A 15,488-nucleotide genomic window follows, 5' to 3' on the forward strand; every position below is an offset into this window, starting at 1 on the left:
CGCCACCCCCGCGCGGTCACTACGCGTATTCCTCCGGCCCGGTCTCGCGGGCCCGGACCAGGGCCTGGGCCAGTTCCTGGACATTGCCGTAGCGCTCCTGCCGCGGCAGCCGTTCCAGAGCCTCGACGAGGGTGTCGGGCGCCTGGTGGCCGCGCAGTTCGCGGGCCAGCTCGCGCGAGCCGGCCGGGAACGCCTTGCGGCCCAGGAGCCGGGCCAGATCCAGCCGCACCGACTCCAGAGACGTCGGCGCACGGCTCGGTGTCACCGGCCCGTACGCGACCTCGGGGTCGTCCTCGGCGGCCGGCTCCGGGTCGTGCCACTCCTCACTGCGCGTGGGATGCCCGGACCTGAGCAGACCCTGCAGTTCGTGCTTCATCTCGTCGTCCCGGTGGACGCTCAGCCGGTCGCTGCCTCGCTGCATGTCTCCCTCCAGAGCTTCGGGGGTCCGCACCGCGTACCCGAACACCGGGAGCCGACACGGGTTCCGCACACCGGATCGCCACACCCGCCTTGGTTTGCGCCACGGCCTGGGGGAGACCCGGGTCACACCTCCCTGGGGAAGGACCCGCCATGGCGATGCTCGCTGTGCTCATCCCGCCGCTCATGCTCGGAGTGGTGCTCGTTCTGGGCCGGTACGAGGAACTGCTGCTGCCGCAGGAGAACGCCGAACGGCGTGAACCGGGGCCCCGCTCGACCTTGTGAAGCCCTGCTCGACCGTCGATCCCGGTCCGCGTCGGGTCACCCTGCGCGACCGCGGGAAACCTCTCCGGGTTTGCGTGTGAGGGCCCGGGGCAGGCGCCCTTCAGTGCTTCGGACAGGAGGCACGCCCGTGGGAGCGGCGTGAAGCGTCGCCACCGGCGCCCCTGTCCCGCAGCGGATGCGCTCCCACGGTGACGGTCCGACCCAGAGCATCTGCAAGGGAATTGCGACGCATCATGCCGACTCACATGAGCACAAAGCAGCACCCCCACGACGACGCCCCCGACACCGCCGAGGCCTTCCGCAGGCTCGCCGCCCTCCCCGCCGGCCCGGAGCGGGACGCGCTCCGCGACGAGATCGTCGAGGCCTGGCTGCCCATGGCGGACCGCATCGCCGGGCGCTTCCGCAGCCGCGGCGAGAACCTGGACGATCTGCGCCAGGTCGCGGCCCTCGGCCTGGTCAAGGCCGTGGACCGGTACGACCCCGAACTCGGCAACGCCTTCGAGAGCTATGCCGTGCCCACCGTCACCGGCGAGATCAAGCGGCACTTCCGTGACCACATGTGGACCCTGCACGTACCCCGCCGGGTCCAGGACCTGCGCAACCGCGTCCGGTTCGCCTCGCAGGACCTGTCCCAGACCATCTCCGGCCGCCGGCCCACCGTGGCCGAGATCGCCGAGCACGCGAAGATGAGCGAGGAGGACGTCAAGACCGGCCTGGAGGCGCTGGAGAGCTTCACGGCCCTGTCCCTGGACGCGGAGCTGCCGGGCAGCGAGGACGGGTACTCCCTGAGCGACGCGCTCGGGTCGCCGGATCCCGCGCTGGACACGGTCGTGGACCGGGAGGCGGTGAAGGACGGGCTGGCCGCGCTGCCGGAGCGGGAGCGGGCGATTCTCTACATGCGGTTCTTCTCCGACATGACGCAGAGCCGGATCGCCGAGGAGCTGGGGATCTCGCAGATGCATGTGTCCCGGCTGATCAGCCGGTGCTGCGGGAGGGTGCGGGAGCAGGTCATGCGGGACGCGGTGTAGCGCCGCCCCCGAGGGGGGACGTCCCGCTTCACCCGGTTGGAGGGCGCCGTCCCGCTAATGGGGTCCGGACGCGCGCGGCGGCCCGGTGGGCGGGCTGTGATGGCAGAGGGACATTCTGCCGTCGCCCGAAGGAGTCCCCTCCATGCGCCGCACCGTGCACGCTCTCTCCGTCGCCGTTCTCGCCGGGTCCGCGCTGATGGGATTCGCACCCGCCGTCTCCGCCGAACCCACCGCCGAGGTCAGTCCCGCCACCGTCGAGCCCGGCGGGACGCTCACCGTCTCGGTCAGCTGTGATCCGACCGGTGGGCCGCCGCCCGACACCATCGACGCCACCTCGCAGGCCTTCGACGAGGGCACCGTCCCGCTGCGCAAGGTCACCGGCAACGATGACAAGATGTCCGGGCCCGCCTACCGGGGCACGGCCCGCATCGCGTCCGCCGAGAACTTCGAGGGCGATCCGGACGCCCTCGGCGAGGACTCGGCGTGGACCGTCGACGGCACCTGCCCGGCCGCTCCCGGCGGGGAGGGCAAGGAATGGAGCGCGACGTTCACGGTGACCCACGGCGGCGGTGGCCACCACAAGCCGTCGCACCGGCCCACCCACAAGCCCTGCCCCGAACCGCACCACCCCCACGACACCGAGTGCGGCGGGGCGGTGGTCCAGCGCGGGGTACGGGCCGGTGACGGCGGTGCCTTCACCGACTCCGTGCCCGCCCTGGTCGCGGGCGGGCTGCTGATCGCGGGCGCGTTCGGCGCCGCCGCGCACCGGCTGCGCCACCGGGAGAGCGACCCCTACCGCTGACCTGCCGGGGCCCGGACCGCTCACGCCGTGACCGTCCCAACCGGGTGGGTGCCCATGGGGCGGCGGCACCCTGGGTACTCAGTGGCCGAGGGCACGAGCCGCACCGTACGGATCACCGGAACACGGCGGCACCAGGCACTGCGGAGGTACGGATGCGGCGGACGGACCCGCAAGGCCACGGCCCGGTCCGGTTCGGGCCGCCGCTCCCCGAGGACGGGCTGCCGGTCCTGCCGGAGCTGTCCGCGGTGCTCGCCGCGGCGGCGTCCCGCGGCGACCACGAGCCGGTCGGTGGCGGACCCGCGCTGCGGGAGGCCGCCTGCGGCTACTGGGACCGGCGCGGACTGCACTGCGCCCCCGACCGCGCGGCCGCCGGCCCCGGCGCGCCCTCCCTGCTGCTCGCGCTGACCGCCGCCCTCGGCGGTGACGTCCTGGTGCCGAGGCCCTGCGCGGCCTGGTGGGCGCCGTACGCCCGCCTGTTGGGGCGGCCCGCCTTCCATGTGCCGACCCCGCCCGAGAGCGGCGGCGTCCCCGATCCGTACGCCCTGCTGGAGACCGTGCGCCGGGTCCGCGCCGAGGGCGGCGACCCGCGCCTGCTGGTGCTGTCCGTCGCCGACGACCCCACCGCGACCGTCGCCCCGCCCGAGCTGCTGCACGAGACCCTCGAGGCCGCCCAGGGGGAGGGACTGCACCTGGTCAGCGACGAGACCTGGCGCGACACCCTGCACGACCCGCACGACACCGTGCTGCTCAGCCCCGCCGAGATGCTGCCCGACCGGGTCACCGTCGTCACCGACCTGGCCGGTTCCCTGCTCCCGCCCGGCTGGCCCGCCGCCGTGGCCCGCTTCCCGGCCGGCGAGGAGGGCGACGGCCTCCACGCGCGCGTGCTCGACGTCCTCACCGCGCTCGACGCCCGCGTCGCCGCCCCCGTCGCCGCGGCGGCCGGGTACGCCCTGGCCGAACCGGAACCCGTCACGGCGCGCGTGGCCGCCACCGTGCGCCTGCACGCGCGCCTGGCCGCCGCGGCGCACTCCGCCGTCGTCGCCGCCGGTGCCCTCTCCCGGCCCCCGCACTCCGGCCGGCACCTGTACGTGGACCTCGCCCCGCTGCGCCCCGCGCTGACCGCGCACGGGGTGGGCGACGCACAGGAACTGGAGGACTTCCTCTCCGCCCGCCTCGGCATGCCCGCGCCGGGCGGCCACCGCTTCGGCGACGACCTCGAAGCCCCGCGCGTGCGGCTTTCCACCGGCGCACTGCTGCCCGCCTCCGATCCGGAACGCGCGGAATGCCTCACCTCACCCGCGCCGTTGGAACTGCCGCACGTGCGAGGCGCGTTGATCCGGCTGGAGTCGGTCTTCGACGATCTCCGCGACGAAGCTCAGCGATGGGAGCCTCCTCGATGACGCAGCAGTCCGAGTCGACCACGGGTACGACCACCCAGGAGGCCGCCGAACCGGCACTCCCGTCCCCCCTCGCGCCCCCGTACCCGCCCCTGGCCGAACCCCGGCCGCCGGCCGAGCGGAGAGTGTGGCCGCGTACCTTCCACGACCGGCTGACCTCCCCGCTCCCCGGCCTGAAGGCCATCGCCCGCTTCGCCCGTGAAGGCTCCGTGAGACCGAGTCCCGAAGGCCTCGCCGACATCCCCCGGCTCCCCTACGCCCCCGGCCCCCTTCCCCGCGTCGACGCCCGCACCATCGCCGTCACCTGGGCGGGGCACGCCAGTTGGGTGCTGCGCGTCGGCGGCCTCACGGTCCTCACCGACCCGGTCTGGTCCCGCCGGATCCTCGGCACCCCCGCCCGCATCACCCCCGTGGGCGTCCCCTGGGAAGAGCTGCCGCGCGTCGACGCCGTCGTCATCAGCCACAACCACTACGACCACCTGGACGCCCCGACCCTGCGCCGGCTCCCGCGCGACACCCCCGTGTTCGCCCCGGCCGGGCTCGCCCGCTGGTTCCACCGCCGCCGCTTCACCCACGTCACGGAACTCGACTGGTGGGAGGCGGCCGAACTGGACGGCGTCCGCTTCGACTTCGTCCCCTCCCACCACTGGTCCAAGCGCACCCTCACCGACACCTGCCACAGCCTGTGGGGCGGCTGGGTGCTCACGGACCGGGACGGACAGCGCGTCTACTTCGCCGGCGACACCGGCTACGGCCACTGGTTCTCCCGCATCGGCCGCCGCTACCCCGGCATCGACCTCGCCCTCCTCCCCATCGGCGCCTACGATCCGCGCTGGTGGCTCAGCGACGTCCACTGCAACCCGGAGGAGGCGGTCCGCGCCGCCCAGGACCTGGGCGCGACCAGGATGGCCCCCATGCACTGGGCGACCTTCGTCCTCTCGGCGGAGCCGGTCCTTGAGCCCCTCCAGCGCGTACGAGCGGCCTGGGAAAAGGCGGGCCTGCCCCGGGAAGACCTGTGGGACATGCCCGTAGGCGCTTCAAGGGTGCTGCAGTAAACCACGGCGCTACCGCACCCGCCGCAACACACCCGGCACCGCACTGATCACCAAGGTCAGCAGGATCGCCGCCACCACACCCTCCCACGGCTCATCGAACAGCGACCCCCCGAGAATCCCGATCAACTGATACGTCAGGGCCCACGCCAGACACGCCGGCAGGTTCCCCCGGGCAAACCGCCGCAACGGCCACTCCGCCAGCAGACAGGCCAGCATCACCGGGATACGCCCCGCCGGCACCAGCCGGGACAGCACCAGCACCGCGACCCCGTGCGCGGCGAGTTTCTCCTGCGCCTGGGCGAGCCGGTCCTCCGGCGCCCGCGCCCGGATCGCCTCCAGCCAGCGCGAGCCGTTCTTCGACTTGAGCCCCCGCCGCCCCAGCCAGTACAGCGTCGCGTCCCCGAGGAACGCCGCCACCGACGCCGTCAGGAACACCATCGCCAGCGAGAACGGCGACGCCTGGTGAAAGGCGACCACGGCCGCCGAACTCACCAGCGCCCCCGTCGGAATCACCGGCACCAGCGCCCCGAGCAGCACCAGCAGGAAGAGCGTCGGATAGCCGACCGCCTGCTGTGTGGACGTCGGCACGATCGACGCCGGGGTGACGGCCGACGCCGCCAGCAGGGGCAGACCGGCCTGCGCCACGGGCGCGGTCCAGGTCACCGCGTGCCCTTCAGGCGCACGCTCTCCCCGTGCCCGAGCCGGTGCACCGCCACATCGGGTGCGCGGCCGGCCGCCAGCCGTACGAATTCGTCCCCCGGCGCATGGAATTCATGGGGGCGCACGGCGTCCATCCCGATCGGCCAGTACGTGCCGTAGTGCACCGGCACCGCGCTGCACGGCGCCAGTCGTGCCAGCGCCTCCGCCGCCCGTCCCGCGTCCAGGTGTCCCTCGCCCAGGTACGGCCCCCAGCCGCCGACCGGCAGCAGCGCCACCTCGACCGGCCCGACCTCCTCGGCCATCGTGTCGAACAGCCCGGTGTCCCCGGCGAAGTACGTCCGGGCCTCGCCGGCTATGACGTAGCCGAGCGCGGGGGCGCGGTGCGGTCCGAGCGGCAGCCGCCGCCCGTCGTGCCGCGCGGGCACGGCCCGTACGACGACGTCGCCGACCGAGGTCTCGTCCCCGGGCGCCATCTCGCTCACCCGCAGGTGCGCGAGCCGGCGCAGTCCGGGCACCGCCCGGCGCGCGCCCCGGGGCACGAGCAGGCGCGTGCCCGGAGCGAGCCGCATCAGCGAGGGCACATGCAGATGGTCGGCGTGCAGGTGGGAGACCAGCGCCACGTCCGCGTCCAGGGCTCCGGACGGCGGCAGGGCTCCGCGCCGGCGCCGCAGGTGCGCGAGCCGGCGTGCGAACAGGGGATCGGTGAGCACGCGTACGTTCGAGTCCTCGACCGTGCAAGTGGCGTGACCCCACCAGGTGATCTCCACCGGCACTTCTTTGCCTCCTTCGCGCGACTCCCCGAAGCCTACGGGCAGGAGTAGGGTCGGCGGCGAAACCGGAGGTGAGGGGGGACGCCATGGTGCCGGTCCGGGTCACGGCGATCGCGAGTCTGACACCGCTGGAGGAACTGGACGACGATCCGTTCCTGGTCGACTCCCGCAGCCAGCACGCGATGTGCGCCCGCTGGGCCGCCGAGCGGGGCTATGTGGTCAGCCGGGAGTTACTGGTCCGGGGGCTGCGCCCCGACCACGGTGCCCTCTGGGACGGCGTCCGGCCCGGCCTCGACCTGTTCGTGGCGCCCAGCCGGCGGGTACTCGAGAGCGCGCTCGCGTCCGCGGAGGAGTTCACCGCGGAGTGCGCGAAGCGCGGGGTGCGCGTCGAGACGGTGGGGCACGCGGAGCCGGCGTACGACGCGGCGATGAAGGCGTGCGTGCACCGCCGGCTGTCGATGCCGACAGCGGGCTACGACGGACGTTGACCCGGCCGCGGCGAGAGGCGTGACCTGGGTCCGCTGGGGGTTTCACAGGGCGGTTCGAGGGACAAAGGGCGTTCCCGGGGCGTTGTGACAGGGTGGGGAAGAGCCCGCGGCGGCGGGCCGGGACGTGAGGTGGCGGGGCGTGCGCAGCGTGCGGTGGCGGCGGGTCGCCAGTCAGATCGGGCGGAGCGTCGCCGTGTGGGCGGTCTCCACCGTCACCCTGCTCCTGCTCGCCGGGATCCTGCCGGACTTCCGGCTCCGGTCGGCAAACGGCGACAGTGCCACCGATATCGCCGTCACGGCCGCCTTCGGCGCCGGAGCCTTCGGTCTGCTGTCGGCCGTGGTGTGGCCGCTGCTCGTCCGGCTCCTGCTCCTCGTGCCGGCGCTCGTGCTCGGGCTGCTGGTGTTCTTCCTGAACGGCGCGCTGCTGCTGCTCGCCCTGCGTCTCAACCCCGCCGAGCGCGGCGCCGCCGCCCCGGAGACCGCCGTGGTGGTCGCCGCCGTGATGTCCGCCGTGGCGTCCGCCACCGGCGCCGCCCTGGCCGTGCGCGACGACGACGCCTACCGCCGCAGGCTGTACCGCCTCTCCGACCGGCGCCGCCGCGCCGGACCGCCCAGCCCCTCCAGCCCCGGCACGGTGTTCCTCCAGCTCGACGGCGTCGGCCACGACGTCCTGCTGGACGCGGTCGGCAAGGGCCTGATGCCCACCGTCGCCCGCTGGCTCGACTTCGGCGACGGCGGCCGCTCCACCCACCGCCTCACCCCCTGGCGCACCGACTGGTCCAGCCAGACCGGCGCCAGCCAGCTCGGCATCCTGCACGGCAGCAACCACGACGTCCCCGCCTTCCGCTGGTACGAGAAGGACACCCGCGAGGTGGTCGTCTGCAACCGCCCGACCAGCGCCGCCGAACTCCAGCGCCGCGCCGTCGGATACGCCGGACACGGCGGTCTGCTCACCGTCGACGGCGCCAGCCGCGGCAACCTGTTCAGCGGCGGCGCCGAACAGCAGGCCCTCGTGCTGTCCATCGCCACCCGCCGCCGCAGCCGCGAGAACCGCTCCCGGGCGGGCTACTTCGCCTACTTCTCGGATCCGGCCAACGCCGTGCGCACCGCCCTGTCCTTCGTCGCCGACGTCGGCCGGGAGATCGGCCAGTCCACCCGGGCCCGCCTGCGCAAGCAGCGCCCCAGGGTCTCCCGTGCGGGCCTCTACCCGTTCGTGAGGGCCTTCGCGACGGTCGTCGAGCGGGACGTCGTCGTCGCCTCGGTGACGGGCGACATGCTCGTCGGCCGCACCGCCGTCTACGCCGACCTGGTGGCCTACGACGAGGTCGCCCACCACTCCGGCCCGGTGAGCCGCGACGCGCAGAAGGTCCTGGAGAAGCTCGACCGGTCGCTCGCCCTGATCGAGAACGTCGCCGAGCACGCCCCGCGCCCGTACCGGATCGTCGTGCTGTCCGACCACGGCCAGAGCCCCGGCGAGACGTTCCGCTCCCGCTACGGCCTCACCCTCGGCGACCTGGTGCGGGCGGGGTGCGGACTGCCCGTGTCGCGCAGCGCCGAGCGCACCCGCAGCGGGGCGGAGGCCCGTGCCGCCGTGCGGGCCGCGCTGCGCATCCCGGTCGAGGAGGGCGGCGAGCGGCACCGCCCCGCGCGCCGCTCCGAGCCCATCGTGCTGGCCTCCGGCAACCTCGGCCTGGTCTCCTTCCCGGACGTCACGCACCGGATGAGCAAGGAGGAGATAGACGCCCGCCACCCCGCGCTGCTGCCGACCCTCGCCAACCACCCCGGCATCGGCTTCCTGCTGGTCCGCAGCGACGAGCACGGCGGCGTCGTCCTCGGCGCGAACGGCGCCCAGATCCCGCTGGCCGGCCTCGACGACGACCCGGGCCCGCTCGCCGCGTTCGGGCCGGGCGCGGCCGACGCGGTGCGCCGTACGCACTCCTTCCCGCACACCGCCGACATCATGGTCAACTCCTTCCACGACCCGGCCGACGGCGAAGTCCTCGCCTTCGAGGAGCAGATCGGCTCCCACGGCGGCCTCGGCGGCGCCCAGGGCAAACCCTTCCTGCTGTCCCCGCTGGCCCTCTCCCCACCGGTGGCGGACGGGGCGGAACTCGTCGGCGCCGAGCACGTCCACCGCGTCCTGCGCCGCTGGCTGCGCGAGTCGAACGGCCCTCAGGTGCCGGTGGAGAGCAGCGAGGAACGCGCGGCCTGAAATTCGGCGCGTGCGCGGACGCGGCGCCACGGGTGTGATCGGATGGGGGAAGGGGACCCGGAGACGGGCCCCACAGCGAGTCCGTACGCGAAAGGAAGAACCGTGGCTACCACGCGCTCCGCACACACCGTCTGGGAAGGCAGCCTGCTCGAGGGCAACGGCGTCGTCACCTTCGACTCCTCCGGTGCGATCGGCGAGCAGCCGGTCACGTGGGCGTCGCGCGCCCAGGAGGCGAACGGGAAGACCAGCCCCGAGGAGCTGATCGCCGCCGCCCACTCCAGCTGCTACTCCATGGCCTTCTCCAACATCCTGAACAAGGCCGGGACGCCGCCCACCAAGCTCGTCACCTCCGCCGACGTCTCCTTCCAGCCCGGCGAGGGCATCACCGGTATCCACCTCACCGTCGAGGGCACCGTCCCCGGCATCGAGGAGGCGGCCTTCCTCGCCGCCGCCGAGGAGGCCAAGACCGGCTGCCCGGTCAGCCAGGCGCTGAAGGCCACGCCCATCACGCTGACCGCCAAGCTCGCCTGACCCGACACACCCCCGTCGCGCGGGCCGCCCACCAGGGGCGGCCCGCGCGTCGTCGGTTCGCCACCCGCGGCGGGGGTAGGAACCAGACGCTCTCGAACCGCCGGGCCGGAAGGAACGCGATGCTGCCGGGAACGTCCCCGAACGCCACGGTGCTCGACTCCGCCGCCCGTGACCGGACCCGCGTCCTGCTGCTGTTCAGCCTCTCCGGACGGCTCCGCCCCCGGGACACCGCCCTCGGCGCCCTCGTCGACCGCTACGACTACGGCCGCTTCGCCTCCCACTTGATGACCAGCCAGGACGTGCTCCCCGTCCCGGTCCTCGACGAACGGATCGCGCCCCGCCGGCTGCGGCTGCCGCACGGCGACCACGGCCTGGGCCTCGCGTCCCTGCGGATTCTCGTCGTCGCCACCCCGCGCGGTGACGCCACCCTGGTCGTGGACTGCGCCTTCGCGGGTGAGACCACGGCCGGCGACCTCGCCGCCTGGCTGGCCACGACCTGCTTCGACCGCGAGCGCATCGAACTCGACGACCGCCCGCTGCTCCAGACGCTGACCGAGCAGCTCGGCCGCCCGCTCGCCCTCGGCCAGAACGTGCACCAACTCGTCTTCCCCGGCGGCCGGTTACACCGCGAACTGCTCAGCGCCGACGAGGCCCGCAAGGCGATCCTGCTGAACGAGATCGTCTACCGCGGCCGGATGCCCTGGAACCCCGCCACGCCCTACGACGCGAGCCTCGCGCCGCATCTCAGGAACCACGGCCTCACCCTGTCCGCCCTCGGCCGGGGCGTCTCCGTCCAGGCCGGCTGGGCCCCGCACGTCGAGAACGGCCTGATGCTCGTCGCCGTCGGCATGGTCTCCGCCCTGGCCGTGCTCCAGCGCACCCGGCTCGCCGCCTTCGCCATGATGAAGGCCAACGAGCAGGCCCTGACCGACTCGCCCACCGAGATCCGCTCCCTGATCTCCCGCCTCTCCGCCGGCGTCAACGAACTCCAGCTGGACCTCGCCTTCGGCGTCGAGGCCTACGTCGACAGCCTGCTGATCCCCGAGATGGTCATGGAGGCCTTCCAGTCCTCGCAGCGTGACGCGCTCGGCATCCGCGACAGCCTGGAGAACTCGGCCCGCATGGTCGAGCGGCTGACCTCGGTGATCAGCGCCCGCTCCGCCGCCCTGGACGCCGAACTCGCCGAGCGCGACGAGCGCCGCGACCGCACCGTGTCCGGCCTGGTCGCCGCCGCCACCTTGATCGCCCTGCCGCCGACCCTGCTGCTCGCCTTCTTCGGCGTGAACGGCACGAACGTCGACGAGCACCGCTCCATCCTCGACCTGCGCGCCTACGGAACGGCCTACGCGCTGGCCTGGCTCCCCTTCGTCGTCCTCGTCGTGATCGGATACGTCCTGCTCAGACGCATCAGCACCCGCTCCGGCTCGCTGCTGCCGACGTACGACGACGCCGTACCCGTACCGCCGCCACGCCCGCCCTCCGGGAGCCCCCGACCATGACGCCACGCCCCGCCGTCTCCGCCCACCGGGGCGGCTCCGAGCGCGCCGACGCCGCCACCTGGGAGGCGTACAAGGACGCGCTGGAGTCCGGCGCGGAGTACGTCGAGTTCGACATCCGCCGCACGGCCGACGGGGTCCTCGTCGTCTACCACGACCCCCGGGTCGGGCCCACCGGGCCGCCGCTGTCCCGGCTCACCCACGCCGAGCTGAGCGAGCGGGCCGGCTACGACGTGCCGGTGGTGGACGAGGTCATGGCGATGATCGCCGGGCGACTCGTGGCCCACCTGGACCTCAAGGAGGTGGGCTACGAGCAGGAGGTGGTCGACCGGGCGGTGGCCCTGCTCGGTACGGACGGACTCGTCGTGACGACCCTGGAGGACCGTTCCCTCGCCGCCGTCACACGGGCCTTCCCCGGGGTGCGCACCGCGCTGTCCCTGGGACGCGACCGCAAGGACCTCGCCCTGGCACAGTTGCCCGGGACCCGGCTGAGCGAGCTGTTCCCCGCCCGCCGGATCCGCGCCTGCGGGGCCCACGGCGTCGCCGTGCACCAGCGGCTGGCCAGGACCACCGTGCTGCGCGAGGCGACCCGGCGCGGCCTGTTCACCATGGTGTGGACGGTCAACGACGACACCCTGATGCGGGCGTTCCTCGCCCACCCGCGCGTGGACGTGCTGGTCACCGACCGGCCCCGGCGCGCCGTGGCCCTGCGCGGGCCCATCACTCCTTCGCGGCATTGACAACAGCGCACTCAAGTTTTGTGCTGGAGAGTGGGGAGTGGGCGGCCGGTGCTCTGACGGAAGGGGACAGCGATGGGACGAGCGGTCGGGATCGACCTAGGGACCACGAACTCGGTGGTGGCCGTGCTGGAGGGCGGTGAGCCCACGGTCATCGCCAACGCGGAGGGGGCCAGAACCACGCCCTCGGTCGTGGCGTTCGCCAAGAACGGCGAGGTGCTGGTGGGGGAGGTCGCCAAACGGCAGGCCGTGACGAACGTGGAGCGCACCGCTCGCTCGGTCAAGCGTTACATGGGCGACGCGAGCTGGCGTTTCCCGGACCAGGGCGACGTGGACGGCACCCGCTACCGGGCGCAGGAGCTGTCCGCCCGGGTGCTGCAGAAGCTGAAGCGGGACGCGGAGTCCTACCTCGGCGAGGACGTCACCGACGCGGTGATCACCGTCCCGGCCTACTTCGACGACCATCAGCGGCAGGCGACCAAGGAGGCCGGGGAGGTCGCGGGCCTGAAGGTCCTGCGGATCATCAACGAGCCGACGGCGGCGGCCCTCGCCTACGGCCTGGACAAGGAGAACGACCAGACGGTCCTCGTCTTCGACCTCGGCGGCGGCACCTTCGACGTGTCGCTGCTGGAGATGGGCGAGGGCGTCATCGAGGTGAAGGCCACCAACGGCGACACCCACCTCGGCGGCGACGACTGGGACCAGCGGATCGTCGAGTACCTGGTCAAGCGCTTCAAGGGCCAGTACGGCGTCGACCTCGGAAACGACAAGATGGCGGTGCAGCGGCTGCGCGAGGGCGCCGAGAAGGCCAAGATCGAGCTGTCCAGCTCCACCGAGACGACGATCAACCTGCCCTACATCACGGCCTCCGCCGAAGGGCCGCTGCATCTCGACGAGAAGCTGACCCGGGCCCAGTTCCAGGAGCTCACCTCCGATCTGCTGGACCGCTGCAAGGCGCCCTTCCACCAGGCGGTCGACGACGCGGGGGTGAAGCTCTCCGCGGTCGACCACGTGATTCTCGTCGGCGGCTCGACCCGGATGCCCGCGGTGACCGAGCTGGTCAAGGAACTCACCGGCAAGGAGCCGCACAAGGGCGTCAACCCCGACGAGGTCGTGGCGCTCGGCGCCGCGCTCCAGGCGGGCGTCATGCGCGGCGACGTCAAGGACGTGCTGCTGCTCGACGTCACCCCGCTGTCCCTGGGCATCGAGACCAAGGGCGGCATCATGACGAAGCTCATCGAGCGCAACACCACCATCCCGACCCGGCGTTCGGAGATCTTCACGACCGCGGCCGACAACCAGCCCTCGGTCGGCATCCAGGTCTACCAGGGCGAACGGGAGATCGCCGCCTACAACAAGAAGCTCGGCGTCTTCGACCTGACGGGCCTGCCGCCGGCACCGCGCGGCGTCCCGCAGATCGAGGTGGCCTTCGACATCGACGCCAACGGCATCATGCACGTCTCCGCCAAGGACATGGCGACCGGCCGCGAACAGAAGATGACCGTCACCGGCGGCTCGGCCCTGGGCAAGGAGGACATCGACCGCATGATGCGCGAGGCCGAGCAGTACGCCGAGGAGGACCGGGGCCGCCGCGAGGCCGCCGAGACCCGCAACCAGGCCGAGCAACTCGTCTACCAGACGGAGAACTTCCTGCGCGAGAACGGCGACAGGATCCCGGCCGACACCAAGACCGAGGTCGAGTCGGCCGTCACCGAGGTGAAGGAACTGCTGGAGCAGCAGGCGGACACCGCGGCCCTGCGCACCGGCGTCGAGAAACTCGCCTCCGTCAGCCAGAAGATGGGCCAGGCGATGTACGCCCAGGCCCAGCAGGCCCCCACCGAGGAGTCTTCCGGTACCGCGCAGGAAGAGGAGGGCGTGGTCGACGCGGAGATCGTGGACGAGGAGAAGGACCAGCGGGACGAGAAGGGCGGCGCCGCCTAGGCCCCACCGCCCTCGGCCGTCCTAGAGGCCGGTGTGCGCGGGCGGCAGTGTCGCGCACACCGCGTCCAGGACCGTCGCGTACGGCGTACCGAAGTCGGTGAGCCTGGACCGGAGCTGATCGAGGCCGTCGCGGTGCTCGGTCAGCAGTTCGGTGCTGCCCGTGCGGGCCGCGAACTCCAGGACCGCGGGCAGGAAGTCGGGCGGTTCCTCGCCGGTGGTCTCCAGGCCGTGCGCGCGGTAGATCTCCTCGGAGGGCGCCGGTGCCGCCTCGCGCCAGACGCTGAGGTACAGGCTGTGGTCCTGCCCGGCCTCGAAGACCTCGACGTAGTGCGCGGCCAGCTCCCGGGGCGGGGTGACGGCCGCGTGGTCGGCGAACTCCCTCAGCTGCGGGGCGGCTTCGCGCAGCAGCGACAGCCGGGCACGGAAGTCGTCGTCGGGGTACATCAGGCACAGCGCGGCCGCCTGGTACAGCAGCTCGAATCCGGGCATCGGACCTCCTTCGCGTGCGCTCCCTTGCGTGCCGCGTGATGCCGACGCTAGGGGCGGGCCGGGGAGGACACCCGCCGACGGCGCCCGTACGGGTCAGAACCCCTCGCGGTACTCGCGCAGGAGCGTCTCCGTGCGCTGGGCCGAGCCCGCGCGGGCCGTCATGTGGTCCAGGACCTCCAGATGCGCGGAGACCTCCTTGCGGGAGTCCAGGTACAGCGCGCCCGTCAGATACTCGGTGAAGACCATGTCCGGCAGTTCGGGCTCGGCGAACCGGAACAGCGAGAACGGGGCGTACGTCCCCGGATGCGGGCCGTCCTCGAACTCGGCGACCTGGAGCGTGACCCGGTCGCGCTCGGCGTACTCCAGCAGCTTGTCCAGCTGGTCGCGCATCACCCGGCCGTCGACGCTCACCGGGCGGCGCAGCACCGTCTCGTCCATGATCACCCACAGATGCGGCGGGTTCTCACGCTCCAGGAGCCGCTGCCGCTCCATGCGCAGCGACACATGCCGCTCCACCGCCTCGGGCCCCGCGTTCGCGATGGTCCCGGCCTCCAGCACCGCACGCGCGTACCCCTCGGTCTGCAACAGCCCCGGCACGAAGTGCGGCTCGTAGGAGCGGATGATCCGGGCGGCGCCCTCCAGGCTCACGTACAGGCTGAACCACTCCGGCAGCACGTCGTGGAACCGCTGCCACCAGCCCGGCCGGTTCGCCTCCTCGGCGAGGTCGACGAACGCGGTCACCTCGTCCTCGGGCACGCCGTACGCGGTCAGCAGGATCTGCACGTACGGGATCTTCAGCGCGACGTCGGCGGTCTCCATCCGCCGGACCGTCGCGGGGGCGACGCGCAGCACCCGGGCGGCCTCGTCACGGCCGATGCCCGCCGCCTCGCGCAGTTCCTGCAACCGCTTGCCCAGCACCACCTGGCCCACCGTGGGTGCGGCCCGCCGTTCACTCACGCCACGCCTCCCCAACGCGCCCAAGCCCGCGATCAGTCTGCCATGTACCGACGGCAGTCTCCCAGGGCCGACGGCGAGGAGATCACGAGAGAGGACGTGTCGCCGGGGCATTACCCCGCGGGTAATCGACCGGGAGCGGTCAGGACGGGATCGTGAACCCACCGGGCCCCGGGCCGGCGCACTCCGGCCCGGGCCCCGGTCCCCAGCCGCACCATGACCCGAC

At 73.1% G+C, this 15,488-nt stretch carries 16 protein-coding genes; 11 read left to right on the plus strand and 5 right to left on the minus strand.

The genetic code is table 11. The features are described from left to right. Positions 1–19: 19 nt before the first annotated feature. Complete coding sequence (locus tag ACFT4A_RS04720; RefSeq protein ID WP_382825968.1) at positions 20–421, minus strand: DUF2795 domain-containing protein; 402 nt, start codon at positions 419–421, stop codon at positions 20–22. Between the two features lie 149 nt (positions 422–570). Here ACFT4A_RS04720 and ACFT4A_RS04725 point away from each other — a divergent pair, with 149 nt between their 5' ends. The 5 genes from ACFT4A_RS04725 to ACFT4A_RS04745 all read left to right on the plus strand — a co-directional run bounded on the left by ACFT4A_RS04725 (position 571) and on the right by ACFT4A_RS04745 (position 4,984). Beyond that, positions 571–702, plus strand: coding sequence for a hypothetical protein (locus ACFT4A_RS04725; RefSeq protein ID WP_382825970.1), 132 nt, complete (start codon positions 571–573; stop codon positions 700–702). A 233-nt stretch (positions 703–935) separates the two neighbouring features. Next, entirely contained in the window at positions 936–1,730 is a 795-nt protein-coding gene (locus ACFT4A_RS04730) for an RNA polymerase sigma factor SigF (RefSeq protein ID WP_382825971.1), read from the plus strand. A 142-nt stretch (positions 1,731–1,872) separates the two neighbouring features. Next, positions 1,873–2,532, plus strand: coding sequence for a hypothetical protein (locus ACFT4A_RS04735; RefSeq protein WP_382825972.1), 660 nt, complete (start codon positions 1,873–1,875; stop codon positions 2,530–2,532). 152 nt (positions 2,533–2,684) lie between these two features. Beyond that, positions 2,685–3,932, plus strand: a complete 1,248-nt coding sequence (locus tag ACFT4A_RS04740) for an aminotransferase class I/II-fold pyridoxal phosphate-dependent enzyme (protein WP_382825974.1) — start codon at positions 2,685–2,687, stop codon at positions 3,930–3,932. Then, complete coding sequence (locus tag ACFT4A_RS04745) at positions 3,929–4,984, plus strand: MBL fold metallo-hydrolase (RefSeq protein WP_382825976.1); 1,056 nt, start codon at positions 3,929–3,931, stop codon at positions 4,982–4,984. The genes ACFT4A_RS04740 and ACFT4A_RS04745 overlap by 4 nt, the downstream gene beginning before the upstream one ends. A 9-nt stretch (positions 4,985–4,993) precedes the next feature. Here ACFT4A_RS04745 and ACFT4A_RS04750 read toward each other — a convergent pair whose 3' ends face one another. Beyond that, the gene (locus tag ACFT4A_RS04750) at positions 4,994–5,605 is read right to left on the minus strand and encodes a DedA family protein (protein ID WP_382826603.1); all 612 of its coding nucleotides are present in this window, start codon (positions 5,603–5,605) and stop codon (positions 4,994–4,996) included. Between the two features lie 38 nt (positions 5,606–5,643). Beyond that, the gene (locus tag ACFT4A_RS04755; protein ID WP_382825978.1) at positions 5,644–6,417 is read right to left on the minus strand and encodes an MBL fold metallo-hydrolase; all 774 of its coding nucleotides are present in this window, start codon (positions 6,415–6,417) and stop codon (positions 5,644–5,646) included. A gap of 83 nt (positions 6,418–6,500) precedes the next feature. Between ACFT4A_RS04755 and ACFT4A_RS04760 the strand changes: the two genes are divergently transcribed. From ACFT4A_RS04760 to dnaK, 6 genes are all read left to right on the plus strand, one after another. Next, a complete protein-coding gene (locus ACFT4A_RS04760) occupies positions 6,501–6,902 on the plus strand; it encodes a hypothetical protein (protein WP_382825980.1) in 402 nt (133 codons plus the stop codon). 139 nt (positions 6,903–7,041) lie between these two features. Continuing rightward, positions 7,042–9,114 carry a phage holin family protein gene (locus tag ACFT4A_RS04765; RefSeq protein ID WP_382825982.1) on the plus strand — a complete coding sequence of 691 codons (2,073 nt, stop codon included), beginning with the start codon at positions 7,042–7,044 and terminating at the stop codon, positions 9,112–9,114. 102 nt (positions 9,115–9,216) lie between these two features. Then, on the plus strand, positions 9,217–9,645 hold the full coding sequence (locus ACFT4A_RS04770) for an OsmC family peroxiredoxin (protein WP_382825984.1): 429 nt from the start codon (positions 9,217–9,219) through the stop codon (positions 9,643–9,645). 119 nt (positions 9,646–9,764) lie between these two features. Beyond that, positions 9,765–11,144 (plus strand): hypothetical protein, encoded by a 1,380-nt coding sequence (locus ACFT4A_RS04775; protein WP_382825985.1) that lies wholly within the window; start codon positions 9,765–9,767, stop codon positions 11,142–11,144. Continuing rightward, positions 11,141–11,881, plus strand: a complete 741-nt coding sequence (locus ACFT4A_RS04780) for a glycerophosphodiester phosphodiesterase family protein (protein ID WP_382825987.1) — start codon at positions 11,141–11,143, stop codon at positions 11,879–11,881. Before ACFT4A_RS04775 ends, ACFT4A_RS04780 begins: the two co-directional genes overlap by 4 nt. 72 nt (positions 11,882–11,953) lie before the next feature. Further along, the gene (dnaK, locus tag ACFT4A_RS04785) at positions 11,954–13,819 is read left to right on the plus strand and encodes a molecular chaperone DnaK (RefSeq protein WP_382825989.1); all 1,866 of its coding nucleotides are present in this window, start codon (positions 11,954–11,956) and stop codon (positions 13,817–13,819) included. 21 nt (positions 13,820–13,840) lie between these two features. Here the strand turns inward: dnaK and ACFT4A_RS04790 are convergent, their stop codons facing one another. Together ACFT4A_RS04790 and ACFT4A_RS04795 are read right to left on the minus strand one after the other, a co-directional pair. Then, positions 13,841–14,308: a nitrate reductase molybdenum cofactor assembly chaperone gene (locus ACFT4A_RS04790; protein WP_382825991.1), complete on the minus strand. Its 468-nt coding sequence runs from the start codon at positions 14,306–14,308 to the stop codon at positions 13,841–13,843. A gap of 93 nt (positions 14,309–14,401) precedes the next feature. After that, complete coding sequence (locus ACFT4A_RS04795) at positions 14,402–15,265, minus strand: helix-turn-helix domain-containing protein (protein ID WP_382825993.1); 864 nt, start codon at positions 15,263–15,265, stop codon at positions 14,402–14,404. Positions 15,266–15,488 lie beyond the last annotated feature (223 nt).

It is taken from the genome of Streptomyces sp. NPDC057099, from assembly GCF_042671245.1.
Lineage (GTDB): Bacteria > Actinomycetota > Actinomycetes > Streptomycetales > Streptomycetaceae > Streptomyces > Streptomyces purpurascens.